The organism is Planctomycetaceae bacterium (assembly GCA_041398825.1).
Classification (GTDB): domain Bacteria; phylum Planctomycetota; class Planctomycetia; order Planctomycetales; family Planctomycetaceae; genus F1-80-MAGs062.
This window is the reverse complement of sequence record JAWKTX010000001.1, coordinates 161,980-183,090: the sequence shown is the minus strand read 5'-3', so window position 1 is coordinate 183,090 and position 21,111 is coordinate 161,980. Positions and strand designations below refer to the sequence as shown.

Sequence of the window (21,111 nt, the reverse complement as noted above, 5' to 3'; positions counted from 1 at the left end):
GAATGCTCACACTTGTCTGATTTCGGAAATACGCTGACCCACAGGAGCCCGGAGTACGTGTCCGCCGTCCCACCTACGAGCGTGACTGCTGAGCCAAAGTGCCTTCGATTAACCGCCTGAGCGCCAGCGGCTGAACTCCACCCCTGAATCTAATCCTGCCATCAATTTCGATCACGGGCACAGACTCGCCGAATTGTCGCTGCAATTGATCGTTGCTGTCGATATCGATGATTTCAATTTCAGGCAGGCTGGCCTCTTCACGCAGAATGCTCAGTGTTTCGTCGCATAAGTGGCATCCCTGACGCGTGTAGAAACGCACCCGGCTGAAAGGCGAATGAATCGTCATCCGCCGTGCCGCAACTGCCTCTGGACGAGGCGTCTTCAGCATCGCCGCCGCTCCCCCAAAAATCATCAGGCACACCAACAGATGAAAGGGCCGCATTTGATGCCAAAAAACCGGCATATCGAACAAGTGCATCTCAGCACGATCACAGAAAATCAGCACGGCGAGGATCGAGCCCAGGACCATCAGAATGGTTCCCAGCCAGCCGTTCATGCGTTGCGCAAACGCAGCGGCTTCTGCATCTGATAACGAATCTTCCTGCGTTCCTGGTTCATCGGTCATAAAACCACATCGTTCAACGGTACATCGGCGTGAGTGAGTATCTGAACCCGAATCATATCAACCGAACGACAAATTTCGAAATTACCGCCAGCATCCGAGCCTCAAGATTTCAATCCTCCCGATTGCTTTGCATACCTTCGCGGCAGGCATGAGCCATCCGAAAGCAAACGGCCGGCAGCGGCACAACATCTTCATTCAACAAGCCGTTAAAATGGAGCCACGGACGTCACTGCTTGAAAAGCAGGCATAGTCATGAGAACATGAAGGGACGGCTTCGCGAACCTGGTCCTCTCCCATCTCTTATCTCAATCTCAGAGTCTGATGTCCGGCACAATCACATTACCGGCGTTTCTCGAAACATTATCTCGCAGCAAACTGCTTGATGAATTACAGACCGCCAGAATGATCGCCTGGCTGAGCAGCTCGATGCCCTATTCGGCTGATGTCAGCGAACAGTCTCCATCAGGGATCCCGGCCGTCAGGGATTGTAATACGACCTCTGCAGAGCAGCTTAGCCACTGGCTGCGAACCCAGGGCTGGGTAACCGCCTGGCAAAATGACAAGCTGCTTCAGGGTAAACATCGTGGTTTTCTTCTGGGAGACTATATCCTCGAGGAGAAGATCGCTCGGGGTGGAATGAGCACAATTTATGCCGCCCGGCACCGAATCTCCGGATTACGGTACGCACTGAAAGTGCTCCCTCTATCAAAAACACATCGGGCCTCCTACCTGCCTCGATTCAAACGAGAAGCTCAGCTTGCCGTACGTCTTCAGCATCCGAATATCGTTCGCGTTTATCAGTTGCACGAAGAGAATGACGGCAGGAACGACGTCTACTTCATGGCGATGGAACTGCTGCCTGGCAGAGACCTTTACGACATTGTCAATGCCGACGGTCCCCTGCCCTGCCGCCTTGCCGCAAGCTATATCGAACAAGCCGCACGTGGACTTCAACATGCTCATGACACAGGTCTGGTGCATCGAGACATAAAGCCGGGAAATCTGTTTCTGCACGATGATGGTACGATTCGCCTGCTGGACCTTGGGCTCGCAAACGACTACGACAGCGAGGAAAGTCTGACTCGAGACTATAACGAGAGAGTACTTGGCACGGCTGACTACTTGTCGCCGGAGCAGGCACTGGACAGCCACCTTGCTGATGCTCGGTCCGACATCTATGGCCTTGGCTGCACATTCTATTTTCTGTTGACGGGACGCCCTCCATTTCATGAAGGCTCGCTCGCCCAGCGAATTCTGGCTCATCAGTTAAAGACACCGAAGCCCGTCTCTGACTTCCGGAATGATGTTCCAAAACAGTTGACAGAACTCCTTCAGGATATGATGGAAAAAAGCAGTCAGTATCGAATCCAGTCGGCTCTGGCAGTTGCCGATCGGCTGCAATCGTGGCTGCTGGCTGCTGCAAATGCTGCAGAATTTGATCGGCGGCCCCAACCATTGAATTTGTGGAAAAACAATCAATGTCACTCTGCCGAACCGAGTGAGATCCGGCACCATGGCTCTGGCAACCAGGCGAAGCAAAGAGGAGACAACGAGAAAGGTGCCAGACCGACCGAGCCAGCTTCGCCTGCCGGACGGTCCTTTGATCAGCCGACGGATCCCGTACGCTCCTTTCATTCAAACACGACACCACTCCATCCGGACGGCGCACGAACAGCGACAAAAGTCGTGGATCTGCAAACAGATTCGCCTGAGCCAATGCAACCCGACCTGGATCTCAATAAAGACATGATCGAGGACCTGCTTCGGGATGTCTTCCCGGAGCATCAGTGCCGCGAAACAACCCAACTGGCTACCCGTCCGGGTTCGGAGGCGATACAGCAACCAGAGAAATCCATCACCGCAGAAATCTCAAAAGGAATAATCGCATCCCGGCGAATTTCCAGAATCAAATCCAGCGGCCTCTATCACCGCCGCTACCAAAGTTCCTCTCCGCGGCAAGAACAGTCTGCGGCAGGCAGAATCGGCCTCTGGTGCGCCGTGATCACTCTGCTCGGTGCAGTCGGAGTGGCAGTTTACACAGTGTGGTACTACTAAGGTCCTGCATCATCGAATGACTTCGTACAACATGATGCCATTGATTTGCCCTGAGATGTTTATGGAATCGTAGCCAGCCCAGCTGCGCATCAATTCCAGCTCCTGTGTTGAAAAGGAATCAACCGGACGCGACATCAGCACCATCGGTTCTGATAACCAGCCGTCTTCCACGAGCTTCTCGAATCTCGATGGTTGTACGTACTCGCAGTAGCCATATGACCCGGGAACCCGATAACGGAGTACCTCAAACCAGTTCACCATCACGTGAGTTACGCCGTGTTCACCAAACGACGGGGCATCAGATCTGGTCCATTCTTCGAAAATGTTGTCGTCAAAAACTGTATTGTATGTCACCTGGAAGTTCGCATCGAAAACCTGAGCCTCACCAACCATCAGCACGTGCGAGTCCTTCGGCAATCGTTCGTTGAGAAACCTGAAGTCCGATCGAATCGGGATCTGTCGGGCTGCCTCGAAGTCCATCAGGCCCGCATGAAAACCAACCAGCGGCAACGTACAAAGCCGGAGATTGAATACAGTACATACGGCAATAATTGTGATGCACGAACGTCGCCAGATTCGAGTTTCAGACGCGTGCCAGGCCCAGCCCGCAGTGACCGACAACAGTGGTATGACTGGAATCCAGAACCTGTCAATCCGATGAGTGAACCCCCACCAAATCCCAAACTGCCAGAGAACCAGGAGCCAGATTGTCGTCAACGTTTTCGAATGCCGGCACATGACGAGCGAAGGCAGCAGGAACGCAAAAAGCAAAGGACTGGTCCAGTCATTTCGCACAGCAGCATCCATTGCATGCCGTGGGATCTGCCACACGTCGCGTTCTGATGGGCCATGGGCTGCTTTCCAGCGAACATCAACATCCGTTGACCATTCCGGACCACCAAACACACTGTAGGCGAGCGGGAACACTGGATTGGCAGTATCTGCGAAATTTCTCGCCAGCCAGGGCCCAACGGTAACCAGAATTCCAGTCCCGAGTACCATCAGTTGACGAACAATCCTGCTCAATCGAAGACGCTGAACGTCCGGCGGTCCCTCGACAGCGATTCTGACGACTCGCCAGCATAGCAGCAGCACGCACGGAAGTATCACGTTTACAAGCCCCGTGTACTTGCATGCCATCGCGCTGCCAGCCATCAGGCCGATCAGGAATAGCCATCGATACCTCGCCCCGACTGCATCGATGCCATCCTCTTTGATCAGGCAAAGCATCACAGTCAGGGCCAGATAGAAGGTCAATGCACCTTCTGCATAAGCGATCAGTGCAATTCGCATTGTCCAGGGAGTTGTCAGATGGATCAATGTAGAGAGAATGGCCGGCACAAGACCCGCATGGCGGCGTGCGATACTGTAGACGCATAACGAGGTCAGCAGAGAGAAAGTACCAAGGACCAGCTTCCCGGAAATTGCACCAGTCCACCAATCGCCGGAGATCACCATTCCTGCGAGGCTTAACATTTCCGTATGGAATGGAAAGCTGGTGTAGACATTGTGCCGCAGATAATGAATGCGCCCGTCAAGGAACCATTCCTTTGGACCCTGCAGATGGTATTCGCGAACATCGAAGTCGGTCGGCGGTGACATCGCTCCTGTCAGGAGATATGAACCGTAGATGACAGCACCACTCGTCAACACCACGCGAAGCCAGAACGAAAGTGGAACAACCGGCGGCAGACCATCGTCTGCCTGTCGTTGATTCCCGGCAGACTTTCGGCCGTATACCGCCGCAACAATTGCAATCAGTCCTGCGGGCAGCAGTATCATTGCCGGACTGAGTTTCCCCGCTAATCCGGCAAAGAGTGTCGCAAGCGACAAAAGAGACAAGCCAGTTCCAAACTGAATGACCAGCCTCTCGGACCACAAGAGGCCGGATCTGCCCTGCAGCAAAGCTCGCTCGATGGCTCGCCCGCAGCCCCAGGCAAAAAAGAGCAGGAGGAGCGAAGAACCAATTACTTTTTGCCGCTGAAGCAATCGTGATGCAAATGACGCATTCTGAGAAGTCAGGGAGGAAGCGTCATTCTGGACAGTTTCTGCTGCGGTACCGGAATTGTCTGTCAGCAACACCTGGTCAAGCAGCACACCCCAAATATCAGCTCTGCGGATACCTGGATTGTTGGGAAGCACCTGAGAGAAAAAGAGGCTGCAATAAATGACTGCAAAAGCACAAAAGAGCAACAACAACGATCGTTGCACCAAGGTTTTGCCGGCCTCTCCTGACATAACGACCCCAACGACCTGTTTGAAAACACCCTTATTGAATAGGCTTCCAGTTACGTTACGGCACTGATATTTCGACCGCGTAACCAAAATCGCATTCTCAACGTGAATACAAAAAAAAACGGCTTCCGAAATTGCTTCCGGAAGCCGTCACGTTGTTCTGAGTTACAGCGAGGCAGTCTTTACACCGTTGTCGGTGCAGGTCGCCTCAAGTCGTTTCTAGCGAGCCATTCCGAAAAGTCCGGCCAGGCTGCTCTTCGTCTTCGCCTGCGACTTGTTGTGCAGACGAGATGGGAAGAATGCCTGAGGGTCTTCTGGAGGAGCCGGAGCTGGAACTACGTCACCAGCTGGAGTTGGCTGTGGCTGAACCATCACAGGAGCTGAGACTGGTGTGGCAGTGCATCCGCCAGCGGTGCAACCACCGTCATGGCAGCAGGTGTCACCACAGCTGTTGCAGCAGCCATCAACGATCTCGTAGCCACAGGCTTCCAAAGCTTCTTCGGCCTGACGACGTACTGAACGATCGCAGTCAGCCAGAGAGCAGGTCAGAGCAGCAACAACACATGGGCTGCAGCAGCACTTGTTCTTGCGAATCTGGTCACCAATCTCGTCAGCAGCTTCCGTTCGAACTCGTTCGTCAGAGTCATTCAACGCGTAGACGAAAGCGTTCATGATTTCCGGGTTGCAGCAGCAGTTGTATCGGTTACCCAGCTTGTGGATTGCTGAGCGACGATCCTTAGCGTAGCAAGCGGTCATCGATGTGTAGATCAACTTGGCGATCTCACAGCTGTCTTCGTGAGAGCAGCATCCTTCGCCGCAGCTGTTGCAGGCGTTGCCACAGCCAGCTGGTGCACAGCATGATGGGTCACAACCAGCTCCGCAGGCGTTGCCGCATGCATCACCACAAACTGCTGGTGCACAGCATGTTGGATCGCAACCAGCTCCGCAGGCGTTACCGCATGCATTGCCACAAGCTGCTGGTGCACAGCATGTTGGGTCACAACCAGCTCCGCAGGCGTTACCGCATGCGTTGCCACAGGCTGCTGGAGCACAGCACGTTGGGTCACAACCAACTCCGCAGGCGTTACCGCATGCGTTGCCACAAGCTGCTGGAGCACAGCATGTTGGGTCACAACCAGTTCCGCAGGCGTTACCGCATGCGTCGCCACAAGCTGTTGCTGGAGCACAGCAGCTGGCTGGTGCACAGCAGCTATCGCAGCAAGGTGGCTTGATGTCAGAACACTTACGCTGATACGTGTACACGTTTCGGTGACACGGTCGCGCAATCGTAGGTTTACAACAGGCTGGCTGACAGTCTTCAGCACAGCCACAGCTCTTACATCCACCCGATCCGAAAAGCCCGGCTTGTGCCGAAGCCATCATCCCGGACAGTGCAATCGCCGCACTGAACATCCTGATCCATTTCATCTTGAAGTGTCTCCTTCCCTAGGAAATCGTTCCTTCGACTCCCTGATTGCCCGAAACGTTCGCCTAACGTTTTTCACAACATCGGCAACATAGATTGCCGAAACCCTCGACCTGCGGCGCATTAGACTGACCTTGTTTAGGGGTCGCTGTAATTCAGAACCTGCGAACGTTCCAACAGGCATCAAAGTCGATTCTTTGTCTTTAACCTGTGTGATCTTGTCGACGTACAGCCTTACTTTGGTCTGTATGCCGGTCGCAGTCCGAGGGACTGGAGAGGTCTATCGTCGAAGCAATTCAGGCGTCTTGAATTCCCGAAGCTGTTTGTACGCCAATTACTTACGTCGATTTTTGGTCCACCTGTACCAATCAGGAAAGATGCGAAATCTAACACGGAAGAAAGGGCGCGTTTCCTGAACGTGGATGCCCGAAAATGGCACTCTGCATGGGGTTTGGCAAGGTTTTCCGCGCGAACCGTCTGTGATCTCTGTATTGACGCACCCTTTGAGTTCCCAATTCTCGCTCGAGTTTCCGCTTGCAAAATACGGGATACTGAATTTGACGCCCCACCGCGCAACAAAAAACCGCAGTGATCCCACGTGTGAATGGAGATCCCTGCGGCAAGTGAGTCAATTCAGTAGGCGAATCTTTATGATACCTGCGTCGCTACCTGATTTCCTTCAGGCAGCTGATACCCATATAGATCGTGAGTGCGCCAGCAAGAATGAACATGATATCAAGCACCATCTGGCTGCCAAATGGCATCCCCACCACCATGTCGAGGATGGATGCAATCACCATGAAACCCGCGACTCCTATGGAGCCAAAAACAATATTTCGGGCTTTCGATGCCATTTGTACCTCTCTCTGCAATTCAAGATTCGCCCAGACACCCGGAACACGATGAGTATAAGTCAGAGTCGGCAGCGGATACCAGTATCTTTGCACCCCTTCCCCCCCCTGATGTCAGGATGAGGAGTTGAGCAGAAAAAACCGCAGAACCCTCAAATGTGGTCGATCCCATTCATGCAGCATTTGCAACAGGCTGTCGACGCGGCAGTCGAATCCTGAACGTACTGCCCTGCCCTCGACCATCGCTGGTCGGGACAATCGTCCCATGGTGATCTTCGACCAGGCGATGGGTGATGAAGAGACCTAAACCAGTCCCCTGCCCTGTGTCTTTAGTCGTGTAGAACGGATCAAAGATGTGTTCCAGCGTCGTTTCGTCCATCCCAATTCCATCGTCCTGAATCACAATGTTGACAAAATCGACCTGCTCCTGAACGCAAACACGTACGTGCCCACCAGCCCCCGTCGCCTGGAGCGCGTTGGCAAGCAGATTCAACATGATCTGCTTAACCCGGGTCGAATTCATTTGAATGGTCACGGGAGTATCCTGCCGGAATTCGATCGTGCGATCGCTGTAAGTCCCCAGATGACTGAGCATCTCGATGACTTCATGAATAACTCGAGTCAGGTCACCAACACTCATTTCGTATTTTTCGGGACGGGAAAAATCCAGCATCCGGCGGGTAATTTCGCCACATCGGCGAGACTCTGATCGAATCATTGCCAGACGCTCACGCATTTCTTCCACATCCTGAGGAGAGCAATCTGGGTAGTCGTACATCCGCATCTGGATGGATTCGGATGCCATGGAGATGATGGACAGTGGGTTATTGATCTCGTGGGCGACTCCAGCGGCCAGGAAACCAACCGCTGCCAGCCTTTCAGAACGCACAAGTTGTTCGCTCCTCTCTTTGACCATGGCCTGCAGGTCTTCCTTAGACTGCTGGAAGCGATCAGCCATGCAATTGACTCCATCGACAAGGTCGGCGAATTCATCGTGCCATCGGAATGGGTGCCGAACCCGGAATGAGTTGTCCCCATTCGCGATCCGAATGGCATCCTTGGCAATGGCTCTTAAGGGAGCAGACACCCAGCGAAATCCAAGGAAAATTGTGAGGGAGTAAACGCCGATTGAAGTCCCGGCAACAAGCAGGATAACTTGCAGAAGTCGATCCGATCGGCGTTTTTCCTTCTCAAGCGATTGCTTCAACCAGTGCCGTTGCTCGTACGCGGGCAGGTGGTCCAGAAGATTTTGCGCTTTGCCAACGATGACCTGAGCATACGAGCGCAGGTTCTCCAGGGACGCCCTGTCTTCCGCGGTCTTGACGACAGGGATTCGCGGCCCCAGCGCGGCAAGCCTTGCCAGTTCACCAGCCGTCCCATCAAGCCGACTCAGCACATGATTGCGTTGCTGGTACAGTTCCGGCGAATGAGGGAGTTTCTCGATTCGCCCCCGAAATTCTGCGAGTTCCGCGAATGCTGCATCAACGCGCATCGCATAGTTCGACTGCAGAATAGCCACGGCCTGCGGCTGTGAAAGATCCAGTTGCTGGAACAACTGACTGCTGACTCGATGGATTGCGATACTGAGGTGATCGCGATTTGGACTTCGATAAAGGAGAAAGTTCAGATCATCAACGGAATCCTGATGCCAAACGACACCCAGAATGCCCGCTCCTGCGAGAAACAGCATCAAAAGCAGAGCGACAAGGAAGCCAGAAACGAGCCGGCGACGAATTGTGCGGACCAGAAACACGCGGACCTCCCTGCCGACACGAAACACCAATCCCGGACGGGACGCCAGCAGCCGAGTCTCCTTGCTCTGATGCCAGCCACCGTAGTCTATCGGAGGAACAATTCTCCGTGAAGACGGAAACCGGCAGGATCTGCCATTGGGCAGTCGACAACCAGGATTGTGAAAAATACGTGTCTGGCAACGACGGCTTCATACGGTGAAATGACGCGTATTCAGCTGGCGCGAGCCCGCGCGTAAAGCTCATTCATCAGGAGATCAATGGAGCGAGCACGGGACTCCAGCGCCTTGTCGAGCTTCCCGGCTTGCTGGGAGGCGACAGAGCTGCGGCTCAATTGAGTCAGTTCGTCGAAATCCACGCTCCATCCACTGTCCCGCGCCGCCTGAACAAGTTCACCCTGAATCTCAGACAGCTGGTCAAGCAGAACATCATTAATGACAGCGGTTGTAAATCGATACGGACTGGCGTTTGCAATTTCGACGGGCCCGCCTTCGCGACGTTCCAGACCTGCCTCCAGCGTGAACCCTTCTTCAGAATCTGATTCATGCGAGCTGGGTGGCAGCCCACTCCTGCTCTGAATTCGACGAAGAACTTCCAGCACACTCATTGCCGCAATCAGAAGTCCGGAAACCAGAAAGGACCTTTGGGCGACGTATACAACCACGGCAGCAATCAGGCAGAAGAGCTCCAGAACGAAGAACACCGGAGTCTTCCAGGATCTGGTCTGTCGGACCGACATCGGCACTAAAGTATCCGAATCTTGGAATCCAATAGTTCGATCGACTGTCGGACCGCTGATTGCCGGATAATTTTCAACAGAGATCACAATGACCGTCGAATTATCAGATCCGCCACGACAGTTTGCCAGATTCACCAGCAGCCGGGAAGCATCGTTCGTGTCAAGTGACGAAACGATCTGACCTATTTCCTGATCAGAGACATGATTTGACAGTCCATCGGAGCAAAGGACGTAGCGGTCACCCTGCTGAACGGAAAACGGCCCTTCCAGATCAACCTGGACATTGGGATCCGGGCCAACACAACGGGTAATTACGTTTCGCGGGTGAAAGAGATCGACAGTCGCAGATGTCGCTCGTCCTATTTTGATCATTTCCCACTGAAGGCTGTGATCAAACGTTAGCTGCTCAATCAAACCGTGGCGAACGCGATAGATCCGGCTGTCACCAATGTGACCAATGATCAGGCCTCTTGGCGAGAGGCTCAGAGCACTGCAGGTGGTGCCCATGTCTGAATACTCTGGATTCTGCTGGCCTCGATCATGAACCGCCTGGTTCGCAGCCAGCACCGCGGAACGCATCCGTTCCATCAAGTCCACTGTCTTCAGGCCTGAGTAAGCTTCAGGCAAAGTATCGGTGGTTATCCTGCTGGCGAGATCACCGACAGAGTGCCCTCCCATGCCATCGGCCACAACAAACAGGTGCCCCTGAGCGGCCCATTCCTTCAGGTCAGAGCACAGGCGAACCGCAACCGAATCCTGATTCACAGCTCGGCGCATACCCACATCCGTTCTGGATGCGTATTTGACTACCGGCTGATCGGTCATGGTGCAGATATCCGGAAGATGCTTCTCGATCACTCAGCTCTTACTGGTGATACAGCGAATTATGGGCATCTCTTCTCAGGATCGCAAAGCCCGCAGGCAGTCTGACTAACGTTGGGAATCCCAACCTGCGAACACCAGCCGAAATTCAACGTGACCTGAGAGACAATATGACTCGCAGTGTAGTCAGATCCCAGACCACATCAATTGACTGAAAGGGGTCAGCCGCATTATCCCGCCAAATGTGGCGAAGCAACGTCTTTCATTTCAAATATCGGGGCACCTTCAGCGGATCGGCAGGCTTGCGCACACCGCCGCTGCATTCGTCTCAGCGGATAAATCGCGCTGGGTGATCAATCGTTGACCTTGAGACTTCATGCGACATTTGTGGCTGAGCGGCCGGATGCTCGATCGGCGCGCGATCTCTGATGATCACGGAATCCTGGTCAGCCAGGACGCTGAGTCTTACAAGTTCAGCAGTACTGTTCACTCCAAGCTTTCGAGCAGCATTTGCTCGGTGTTTTTCAATCGTCTTGACACTGATTTCGAGTTCCTGGGCGATGCTCTTGTTTGCCAAACCATGAGCAACAAGTGTCACGACCTGCAACTCACGACGAGACAGTCTTCGAATCTGCTGACGAGCGGTTTCGCGACGCGTGACCCACGCCCGGAACGCCGCTTCATCCCCGTGATCTGCGCCGGCAACTGGTTGCGAAGGCGGAGTGTTATAACCTGGGCGAGCGTACTCTGAACCATGGGCAAATGAATAATTGGGCTGGATCATAACTTATTCGTCTCCACAAATGAATGACAGGCGGTTCGCATTGGTACCACCAGGAGGTTGAGGGGAGTACCTGCCCGCAGGCGAATCAGTGATCCACGATTCGAGTCACGTTCCGGTCACCCAGGGCTTGTGATGAGCTCACTGCCGGATCCTGCCGCCTGAGTTTGGTTCGCTTACAGACACCTGTGTATTCGGGCCGGAATGTAACCCTGGTTCACAACGAGACGGAGGAAAACCATTACATCGATAACTTGAGGGCAGTTCCCCTGGATGATTCCAGGTACCACTCCTGCAACAGACGAGCAGACATACCAAATTGCGTGGTTCTCACATGAGATGCGTGAAAACCCTCTCTGCGTGTTTTCACGCATGTACATAGAGAAACTGAGCAGTGATGATTTCCCCGCGTTACGGTGAATCAATCATGGCTGAGTGCTTCCACGCAGTCGTCACCGTAACACACAGCAACCTTTGGGAGGCAGCATTGCGGTCGTCAGGGAACACCAAGGAAACCAGTGATTACGAAGCAATCAACAGGCACCGACGGAACGACATCATACTGCCAGGGCGTCCCTCGTCAGGAGAATGGTCTGTACCCGATCCGGGCCGACAGACACCAGTTCAACGGGCCGACCAACAAGTTCAGAGACAGCGTGCACGTAGTTCCGGGCAGCGACAGGCAGATCCTCGAATCGGGTCACGCCTGTGATGTCTTCCTTCCATCCATCAATGCGGCGCAGTACGGGCCTGGCCGCAGCGAGGTCCTCACATCGGGAAGGAAGATCCCGTGTGATGTTTCCGCGGATATCGTAGGCTTCGCAGATGTACAATTCATCAAAGCCGCTCAGTACATCCAGCAAGGCAATTGCGATGCTGTCGACTCCGCTGATTCGAGCGCTGTACCTGGTCGCGACGGCGTCCAGCCATCCGCAACGACGAGGACGACCCGTCACAGTTCCATATTCGTTGCCCGCCTTACGAATGCGATCGCCGATTTCATTCTCAAGCTCCGTTGGAAACGGACCGCCTCCGACTCGAGTGGTGTAGGCTTTTACAACACCAATCATTTTTTGAATCGCTCGCTCCGGTACACCACTCCCACTATGAATTCCACACCCGGAACTGTTTGAAGATGTGACATAAGGGAAAGTCCCGTGATCCACATCCAGCAGACTCCCCTGTGCCCCCTCGAACAGAATTCGCTTTCCGGATTCCAGAGCGTCCAGCAAGTAGGCCGTCGTGTCTGCCACCATGGGCCGGATACGATCGGCCGCGGCGGAATACTCAGCAATGATTTCGTCCGCGTTCAGCTTCTCACCATCCGGATCGAAAGCATTCAACAACATCTGTTTGATTGGAACAATCTCCCGAACCCGGGCAGCAAATGTGTCCGGGTCGACCAGATCACCAACGCGAATGGCGTGAAATCGACCAACTTTCTCCCGGTAGCATGTCCCGATGCCACGCATCGTCGTTCCAATTGCGGAGCCGCCACGAGTTTTTTCCAGGGCGGCCTCCTCCAGCAGATGCCAGGGGCAAATCACATGGGCTCGATCACTAATCATCAGACGATCGGAAGCGTCCTGTCCCCCGGCCATCAGACCGTCAAGTTCCTTCAGCACTGCCATAGGATTGACGACAACGCCCGGAGCGATCACGGATTTAACATGCCCCTGCAGAATTCCTGTCGGAAGGAGGCTCAGCTTGTAGGTCTTCCCGTCAAACTTGACAGTGTGCCCTGCATTATTGCCACCCTGATAACGCACAACGATATCGTGCTTTTCGGTCAGCAGGTCAACAACTTTTCCTTTGGCTTCATCGCCCCACTGCAGACCAATTACTGATGTTGCCGGCACTATTTCGACTCGCAAATACTGAACGTTTGTAGGCAGGGTTCAACAATCCACACAAAAAGAAACCGGACATCGGCAATCACCGAAGTCCGGAACGTGTGTTGCGAAGCGATTGTACCCTCAATGACTGAAATCCGAAGCCAACAGCCCGGATTTCCTGAGATCAATGCATTCCTTTTGAAACAACGGCTCGCCGCGCAACCAATTCGCCGATCCCGCACCGAATTCTGCAGAAACCCAGACCAGACAACTCTCAGAAAGCAAAACGACGCGAATGTCGTTTGCACAGCCAGACTGCGTCTGTACGTTACGCGAAACATTGCCGTCTGACCGAGAATCACAAACACTGGAATCTGTTATGGCCGAGTGGACTCCCGGCGGAGGCCTTCATTTCGAACTACTCGCAACCAGCAATCGCGCGCGGCGAGGACGTTTTGTGACCGCACACGGCGTTGTGGACACACCGGCATTCATGCCAGTTGGTACACAGGCAACGGTGAAGTGCTGCCTTCCGGATCAAGTCGCCGCGACTGGCGCGCAGGTCGTACTGGCCAATACCTACCACCTGGGGATCCTTGATCGGACTCAGATCGTCGAACGTCTCGGCGGCCTGCACGATATGATGCGTTGGAATCAAACAATACTCACAGACTCCGGGGGGTTTCAGGTCTTCAGTCTGCCCGAGCGTGAAATCACGGAGGAAGGAGTGACCTTCAGCTTCCGGACCAGCCGGAAAGGCGACAGCGAACGAATGACTCTTTCGCCCGAAAGCGCGATGGACATCCAGCGTCGACTTGGGGCAGATATCGTGATGGCGTTTGACGAGTGCGTTGATCATAAGGCGCCACGCAATTACATGTCTCAGGCAATGGATCGAACGCTGAGATGGCTGAAACGCTGCAATCAATGCCCACTTCAACCGCACCAGCACCTTTTTGGAATCATCCAGGGAGGAATGGAACTGGACTTGCGTACCAAGGCTGCAAGGCAGGTCACATCCCTTGATCTGCCCGGCTACGCAATTGGCGGAGTCTCAGTGGGTGAAGGACATGAGGCGATGGTTCGCGTCGTCAAACATACCGCACCATTGATGCCATCAAATCAGGTGCGTTATTTGATGGGAGTTGGATTGCCTGAGGACCTCGTCGCATCGGTCGGTGCGGGGATGGACATCCATGACTGCATCATTCCGACTCGATACGCTCGTGAAGGTACAGTGTTCACGTGGGATGGCAAAATGCGGCTTCAGGACAAGAAATACCGCAAAGACCGCTACCCGATCGATACATCATGCGAATGCCTCGCGTGTTCCGGCAGCTACAGTCGAGCGTACCTGCGCCACCTGTTGTTCGCTGATGAACCTCTGTACGGCACCCTCGCCACCCTGCACAACCTGCATTTCTACCAGGATCTGATGCGGGCGATGCGGTTGGCGATTGAAGAAGATCGCTTCGATGAATGGGCGGAATCTTTCCTGCGGAGGTACCTGCCCTCAGCGTCTGCGGCAAAGCGGTAGCTCAACTCCCTCCCCGCATTCAAAGACGAAGACAAAGACGATAGCCAGGCCGTTTGTTGGCGCCAACAAACGGCCTTGCTGTTTTGAATTGGAATCGTCAGTGGGTTCGCTTACAGGATCGCTCGAATCTTCTGAAGGAATTCGGCGTTCGTTGGAAACCGTTCCATCGTCTTGATGAGCTGTTCCATTGCTTCAACGGGGCTCAGGCTGATCAAACTGCGACGCAGCATGGTTGTTCCGTCAAGAACCTCAGGAGAGAGGATTTTCTCTTCACGACGAGTGCCGGAACGGCCAATGTCGATCGCCGGCCAGATCCGACGGTCTGCAAGGTCGCGGCTGAGCACCATCTCCATATTGCCGGTGCCTTTGAATTCCTGAAAGATTGCTTCGTCCATTCGACTACCGGTATCAATCAGAGCCGTACCGCAAACAGTCAGCGATCCGCCCTCGTCAAACCGACGAGCTGTGCCGAATAGTTTCTTGGGAATATCGAGAGCCCGAATATCAAGACCACCGGTCTGTGTCCGTCCTGTGTTGCTCCACTTGTTGAATGCTCGAGCAAGTCGAGTAATACTGTCCAGCAGAATGAAGACATCCTTCCCCTCTTCTGCTAATCGCTTACCACGTTCAATGATCAACTGACTGATCCGAATGTGACTTTCGACGTCATTATCGAGTGACGAAGAGATAACTTCGCCGTTCACATAACGCCGCATTTCCGTTACTTCTTCCGGACGCTCGTCGATCAGCAGGACCATCAGATGAATCTCAGGATGATTCTCGCTTACGGAGTTGGCAATATCCTGAAGCAACATCGTTTTGCCCGTCCGCGGCGGAGCCACGAGCAAGGCACGCTGCCCCTTACCAATTGGGCACAGCAGGTCCATAACCCGCATGGTGATCGGACGCGGACCAGTCTCTAGCCTGATTTGTTCGAAGGGATTAATTGGAGTCAGTTCATCAAAGTGTTTCACGTTGACGAACTCTTCCGGGGTGAAACCATCAATGGTCTCCACATCCTTCAGTCGAGGCCCCTGATTTCGGCTTCCCTGCCCGACTTCCCCCTTAACCAGAACACCTTCACGAAGCTGATATTTTTCGACAACTGAACTGGAAACGAACGGGTTCGAATCTTCAGCGGCATAGTTTTTCTTCGGGTCACGTAGAAAACCGTATCCCTTGGGATGAAGTTCAAGCACACCTTCAAACGTGCCCTCGATCACCTCAGTCGACGCCTGAACTGGTCGCGAACGTCGCATCCCGGGGCCCCCCACGCCGGATCGACCGGGACGGTTGTCAGGACCACGGCGAGGCCGCTCATCATTTCGCCCGCCGCGTCGACGCCCACCACGCCCTCGCTGGCCGGGTGGATCCTGGCGGATGCTCGCACCACCTCGCGGCACCTGCCCGTTATCTCCGACGGGTCTGTCAGCACGATCCGGGCCGCGACGGCGACGACGACGACGGCGGCGGGGACGGCGATCTCCGTCTTCACCGGCATCTTCACCGGATGCTGCAGGCGGGCGGTCTCCATCCGAATCCCCAAAATCAATTTCATCCGTACTGAAGAACGCCATTTGCCGTGGTGCTGACTTCGACTCGGCTTCCGGTGCATCATCAGCACCACCAGAAACAGAATCCGACTTCGGCTTCCGGCCTATTGATCGCCTTCGAACACCCTCGGACGGGGCTTCGTCTGAATCCGACTTCACATCCACAGTCGTATCGGGCTCCGCTTCCACTGTGCGTTTCCGGGTCGACTTGCGGACGGCCTTCCGAGGCTTGCGAACGGGAGCCTCCTCGCTGTCGACCCCATCGCCAAAATCGTCGGCAGAATCGTTCAGTTTGCGAGAGACGACTTCTTCCACTTCAACATCGTCGGCAACCTTACGCGTACGCGTTGTGCGGGTTGAGGCAGTTGCTGTTTTCTTTCGCGCTGTCGTACGCTTGCGAGCTGGACGAGCGGCTGTTCCTTCTGAAGACTCGGAACTGCTGGTGGGCATAGACTTAACCTAACTGAAGCGGCAGATTTGGAGCGACGCGTGGCCACTCAACTAAAAGAATAGATCTTCTGCATGCACGATGGAGTCGGCAACATTGCAAGCCGAGGAATCGCGGACCGTATAAAAGGAACTAACTGCATGCGGAACCAAAAGATGCCGAACGGATCGGCCATTGGGAGACAACAAAGATCGGCAGGTACGCTCGGTATCCGGAACGGAGATCAGTTTCCATTCGTCCGGGATTCTCACAGGAACGCAACGCTGCAAATTGAGGGCCTGGCCTCGATGGAGATGTATCGAAACGCCTTTGTTCCCGGCGGTTGCCCGACAGAGAACAGAAATGGAGAATGCTCTTCAGGCCTGTCTGGACTACGAACCACCACGCCGACCCAGATTGTACAAATATCTGTAGTCGTGTTCTTCGAATCACCACTTCGAAAAGACACCGGGGGTCGCGTTCTGAGAAGAAGGCGAGAAGCGAAACTGCCTATTGCTGACTGACCCTGAAAAAACCAATCGGAAATCATGCCAGAATTCAGCACTGGCAATCACCAACGAGTTTAGTGAGCTCAGACAGCGTGGAGCCCAATCAGGCAGCTCCGTGAGCAACACAAGTAACTTGAGGCTGCAAATCTGACTGCAGCACCATCAGCACCACGATTGAGGTCTGACGAAGTCTAGTATTAACGGTTCGAAAATCTGTGTCAATCGATCTCTGCCAGGTTCAGAAAAACATTTTTCACCTGGAAGACCTTCGTTTCCATCATATTCGGCAAAATACTACTGAAAACGCGTCCCCTGAATCTGATCGATTCTGATCGCCTGACGAATTCGAGTGTACTTCAGCGGAGATTCCTTGAACGCATTCTTGTTTTCAAGGCTGCTGAACAGGTACAGCTGGTTGTCGAAGAATGCGCCGTAGCGAATGCTGCCCGTGACAGCTTTCTGAGCAGACAGCAACACAACGGGATCGCATCCCAGATTACTGGGAGCAAATCGAACCGGGTCTTCCGCAAAACGATCTCTCGCAGCTTCATCCGAAAAGTAGTAGACAATGCCTTTGTACGTCGAATTGATCGTCGGGTCCCCCGGTACCCATTCCCGCGACTGATTCAAACGGACTGGACAAAAGCCTTCCAGACCAACCAATTCTACGGGGGGCTGTGACTTCATTTCGGATTCAGTACCAGACGGCTGCTGTTCAACAGTTTCCGAAGCAGAGACCCCATTATCCGGCTCTTCTGCCGCGGCTAACTGCATGCTGCTCCGATAAGAAGCCCCGTCTTCTGATAGTCGACGAAGCAGGTCCCCGTATGCGAACGACGACAATTTACCAATATTCAGCGTACGTACCTGCCCGTCGGGCATCACAGCAACATCACGAGGAATCGTATCGGCTCCATAGCGTAAACGCAGATCATCACGCTGCGTGATGTCAATCGACACGCTGACGATTCCGTCCCCCAGCAGCCGCAGTATATTCCCATCGCGAAATACCGTCCGCTCCATTTGCAGACACGGACCGCAGTACGGAGACTTGAAGTGAATCAGCAACGGCTGATTTGTCTCAAGTGCCAATTGTCGGGCCGACTCAAAGTCCGGATACCAACCCGTATGCTGGGCCTGTACCGGAACGTCAGCGAAACACGTGATAACTGCTGCGAAAACTAAAGTACGGATCATCCGTTTCTCCCGTGGCCATCATTCGCGCACGGCGCGGTGGTGTAAGCGAGTGAGACTGACTGAGCTATCGGCGGAATTTGCAACGTGCTCGCAGGCGCCGCAGGAACGAACAGTGGCTTTGAGAATGATTCCTGCAATTCAGGACGTCATCTTCCGAACAAACCGAGCTTACTGCTTTGGCAATCCCTGCCGGTTATTGCATTCAATCACACCGGAGGTATGAGGGATCAGGCGACACTAACGCTCAGATGAAGCCGCAGTTAACGATCGCAACATTCCCGACGCCTTATGCAGCGTCTCGAGGTATTCATCATGAGGTTGCGAATCCGCTACAATTCCGCCGCCGACTGGAAACTGGACCAGACCGTTCTTCAATGTGAACGTTCTGATTAGCAGGCTGCTGTCCAGATCACCGCGCGGTCCCACGCAGAACAAACTACCACAGTAGGCTCCGCGGACAGTTGGCTCCAATTCTGCAATGATCTGCATGGCTCTGATCTTCGGCGCGCCAGTGATTGATCCCCCCGGGAAACAACCGGCAATCAAATCCCAGACATCGCATTCCGGTCGCAGTTCCCCCACAACGGTCGAAACCAGATGCTGGACCGTTTCAAATCGTTCAACCTCGCAAAGCCCCGTAACCCGAACACTACCCGGGCGACACGACCGGGATAAATCATTGCGCAGCAGATCAACAATCATGACGTTCTCGGCCCGATCTTTTTCGCTGCTCGTCAATTCGTCCGATGTAAACAGATCTGCAATCGGTGACTGCTGCCGGCGACGGGTCCCCTTGATGGGACGGGTTTCAACATGACGACCGTTTGAAATCTTCAGGAAGCGTTCCGGAGATGCGCTCACAATGGCAAAATCCGGCTGAATGAAAAGGCCGCAGAAAGGTGCGGGATTCATTGTACGGATGCGTGAATATAACTCGATCGCATTCCCCTCCCACTTTGCTGTCAACCGCTGAGATAAGTTCGCCTGAAAGATATCTCCGGCGCCGATGTACTCGACAACACGACTGACGGCGCGTAAGTACTGTTCCGGCTCGAAGCTGGACCAGACACTCGGCTGGATCTCATGTCGCGGCGCAGGGCTCCTGATGCTCTTCAAAACTGGCGGCAATGGAATCGCAGCACGGTGACCCGACATCAATCGCTCTCGGACCCATTCCATACGTGATTCCAACTCCCTTTCATCCGGATCAGAACGACCTGATTCCGGATTCCGGATCGCCAGCACGTAAATCGTTATCGATTTGCGAATATGGTCCCAGCAAAGACACCAGTCAAACAGACCCGCGACAAGCGGAGGTGTTTGGAAGTCATCGATGGCGGGACGAGGAAGATGTTCAAAGGCTTCACCGAATTCATACGAGAGGAAACCGGCGATTCCACCGCAGAATGGTGGCAACGTCTCATCAGTGGTTTCCGGCAGCCGCGATTGCCAGCCTCTGAGTCGCGTAAAGACATCGTCGCCGTACTGAACAGACTCCAATCGAAGAGTTTCGACAGGATCGCCAGTCAGAAAGGTATAGCGAGCGTCACGGGCTCGTATTTGCGATGCGCTATCCAGCAGCACCAGGAATGGCACGTCGCCAAAACGGCGAATAGCCTCTTCCACGGAAAATTCTGCTGAGAGTTCCGACTTTATGAAAGACCGTGACACGAATGTTGTACCCATCTGGAAAAGATGCTGTCTGGACGCATCAGCTTAGCAAATTTCAACTGAGTTCTGACTAATCGAACAGTGAACAGAACCTCATTTCCTGATTGCACGACGCCATGACCATGACAGGCAACCTCATGCTGTTTCATCAGACACAGGGCTTTCTCCTCACAACCAATCCGAATACGCTGCACGCAGTCAAGAACTGAACCGGCAAATGGGTGGAATACTGGAGGCAAAGAATGCACGAACTGAAAGTTGCTGCCAATGGGCTCTCATTCAACATGGCAAAACTGATATCCGGACGACCACCACTATTGATGCTGCATGGAGTAACCAGACGCTGGCAGACATTTCTTCCTTTAATGAATGCACTGGCAGCGCGATGGGATGTCTACGCGGTGGATTTCCGAGGCCATGGAGGATCTTCCAGGTCCACCCACTACAGAATCATGGATTACACCAGTGACATTATTGATTTGATTGCCACAACGTTTGAAGAACCGGTTGTCATCTACGGCCATTCGCTGGGTGCGATGGTTGCAGCCGCAACAGCCGCCGCCATCGGGGGTACCGCGAAAGCTGTGATCATGGAAGATCCGCCAATGAACACGATGGGCCCGGAAATCTCGGGAAATATCCTTCATAGTTTCTTTGCCGGTCTGGGACGGTTTGCCGGTGACCAAAGGTCAACCTCCAGCGTCGCAGCCGACCTCGCGGAAATTGAATTATTTGACCCGGCCACATCCGGAACCACACGTCTTGGAGATATCCGCGATGAAGTTCAGCTTCGATTCACAGCCAGGTCGCTTCGCTCGGTCGACCCCGGAGTCTTCGAACCGATCTCTGACGGCAAATGGATGGAGGGTTATGATACCAGCCGCATCTTTTCATCGCTTCATTGCCCTTCTCTGCTGTTGCAAGCTGATCTGTCAGCAGGGGGCATGCTGACAGAAGCAGATGCGGCGATGCTCAAACAGCTTTCACCGGACTTGACCCGCGTTAGACTTTCGGGTGTTGGACATGTCATTCACGTCGCAGCCACTCAGGCTCTGATCAACCACGTCACTGCGTTTCTGGAATCAATTTGACCGATG

Annotated in this window: 15 protein-coding genes; 3 read left to right on the top strand and 12 right to left on the bottom strand. The window is 53.9% G+C overall.

Going from position 1 to position 21,111, the window contains the following annotated elements:
• Positions 1 to 73 precede the first annotated feature (73 nt).
• The gene (locus R3C20_00650) at positions 74 to 625 is read right to left on the bottom strand and encodes a glutaredoxin family protein (GenBank protein MEZ6038981.1); all 552 of its coding nucleotides are present in this window, start codon (positions 623 to 625) and stop codon (positions 74 to 76) included.
• A gap of 321 nt (positions 626 to 946) precedes the next feature.
• Between R3C20_00650 and R3C20_00645 the strand changes: the two genes are divergently transcribed.
• Positions 947 to 2,680: a serine/threonine-protein kinase gene (locus R3C20_00645; GenBank protein ID MEZ6038980.1), complete on the top strand. Its 1,734-nt coding sequence runs from the start codon at positions 947 to 949 to the stop codon at positions 2,678 to 2,680.
• Between the two features lie 9 nt (positions 2,681 to 2,689).
• On the opposite strand, the gene R3C20_00640 is transcribed toward R3C20_00645, so the two are convergent.
• From R3C20_00640 to R3C20_00605, 8 genes are all read right to left on the bottom strand, one after another.
• Positions 2,690 to 4,891, bottom strand: coding sequence for a glycosyltransferase family 39 protein (locus R3C20_00640; GenBank protein ID MEZ6038979.1), 2,202 nt, complete (start codon positions 4,889 to 4,891; stop codon positions 2,690 to 2,692).
• Positions 4,892 to 5,134: 243 nt separating this feature from the next.
• Positions 5,135 to 5,671 carry a HEAT repeat domain-containing protein gene (locus tag R3C20_00635; GenBank protein MEZ6038978.1) on the bottom strand — a complete coding sequence of 179 codons (537 nt, stop codon included), beginning with the start codon at positions 5,669 to 5,671 and terminating at the stop codon, positions 5,135 to 5,137.
• Between the two features lie 11 nt (positions 5,672 to 5,682).
• Positions 5,683 to 6,246 carry a hypothetical protein gene (locus R3C20_00630; GenBank protein MEZ6038977.1) on the bottom strand — a complete coding sequence of 188 codons (564 nt, stop codon included), beginning with the start codon at positions 6,244 to 6,246 and terminating at the stop codon, positions 5,683 to 5,685.
• A gap of 760 nt (positions 6,247 to 7,006) precedes the next feature.
• A complete protein-coding gene (locus tag R3C20_00625; protein ID MEZ6038976.1) occupies positions 7,007 to 7,195 on the bottom strand; it encodes a hypothetical protein in 189 nt (62 codons plus the stop codon).
• A 169-nt stretch (positions 7,196 to 7,364) separates the two neighbouring features.
• Positions 7,365 to 8,945 carry a HAMP domain-containing sensor histidine kinase gene (locus R3C20_00620; protein ID MEZ6038975.1) on the bottom strand — a complete coding sequence of 527 codons (1,581 nt, stop codon included), beginning with the start codon at positions 8,943 to 8,945 and terminating at the stop codon, positions 7,365 to 7,367.
• Positions 8,946 to 9,157: 212 nt separating this feature from the next.
• Complete coding sequence (locus R3C20_00615; protein ID MEZ6038974.1) at positions 9,158 to 10,507, bottom strand: protein phosphatase 2C domain-containing protein; 1,350 nt, start codon at positions 10,505 to 10,507, stop codon at positions 9,158 to 9,160.
• Positions 10,508 to 10,832: 325 nt separating this feature from the next.
• Complete coding sequence (locus R3C20_00610; protein ID MEZ6038973.1) at positions 10,833 to 11,288, bottom strand: LuxR C-terminal-related transcriptional regulator; 456 nt, start codon at positions 11,286 to 11,288, stop codon at positions 10,833 to 10,835.
• Between the two features lie 554 nt (positions 11,289 to 11,842).
• Complete coding sequence (locus tag R3C20_00605) at positions 11,843 to 13,144, bottom strand: adenylosuccinate synthase (protein MEZ6038972.1); 1,302 nt, start codon at positions 13,142 to 13,144, stop codon at positions 11,843 to 11,845.
• Between the two features lie 271 nt (positions 13,145 to 13,415).
• On the opposite strand from R3C20_00605, the gene tgt reads away from it, so the two are divergent.
• Positions 13,416 to 14,657: a tRNA guanosine(34) transglycosylase Tgt gene (gene tgt, locus R3C20_00600; GenBank protein ID MEZ6038971.1), complete on the top strand. Its 1,242-nt coding sequence runs from the start codon at positions 13,416 to 13,418 to the stop codon at positions 14,655 to 14,657.
• 110 nt (positions 14,658 to 14,767) lie between these two features.
• On the opposite strand, the gene rho is transcribed toward tgt, so the two are convergent.
• The 3 genes from rho to R3C20_00585 form a co-directional block, all read right to left on the bottom strand.
• Positions 14,768 to 16,660, bottom strand: a complete 1,893-nt coding sequence (rho, locus tag R3C20_00595; GenBank protein ID MEZ6038970.1) for a transcription termination factor Rho — start codon at positions 16,658 to 16,660, stop codon at positions 14,768 to 14,770.
• A gap of 780 nt (positions 16,661 to 17,440) precedes the next feature.
• Positions 17,441 to 18,343: a thioredoxin family protein gene (locus R3C20_00590; GenBank protein MEZ6038969.1), complete on the bottom strand. Its 903-nt coding sequence runs from the start codon at positions 18,341 to 18,343 to the stop codon at positions 17,441 to 17,443.
• A 237-nt stretch (positions 18,344 to 18,580) separates the two neighbouring features.
• Positions 18,581 to 20,014: an anthranilate synthase component I family protein gene (locus R3C20_00585; GenBank protein ID MEZ6038968.1), complete on the bottom strand. Its 1,434-nt coding sequence runs from the start codon at positions 20,012 to 20,014 to the stop codon at positions 18,581 to 18,583.
• A 242-nt stretch (positions 20,015 to 20,256) separates the two neighbouring features.
• On the opposite strand from R3C20_00585, the gene R3C20_00580 reads away from it, so the two are divergent.
• On the top strand, positions 20,257 to 21,105 hold the full coding sequence (locus R3C20_00580; protein ID MEZ6038967.1) for an alpha/beta hydrolase: 849 nt from the start codon (positions 20,257 to 20,259) through the stop codon (positions 21,103 to 21,105).
• Positions 21,106 to 21,111: the final 6 nt, after the last annotated feature.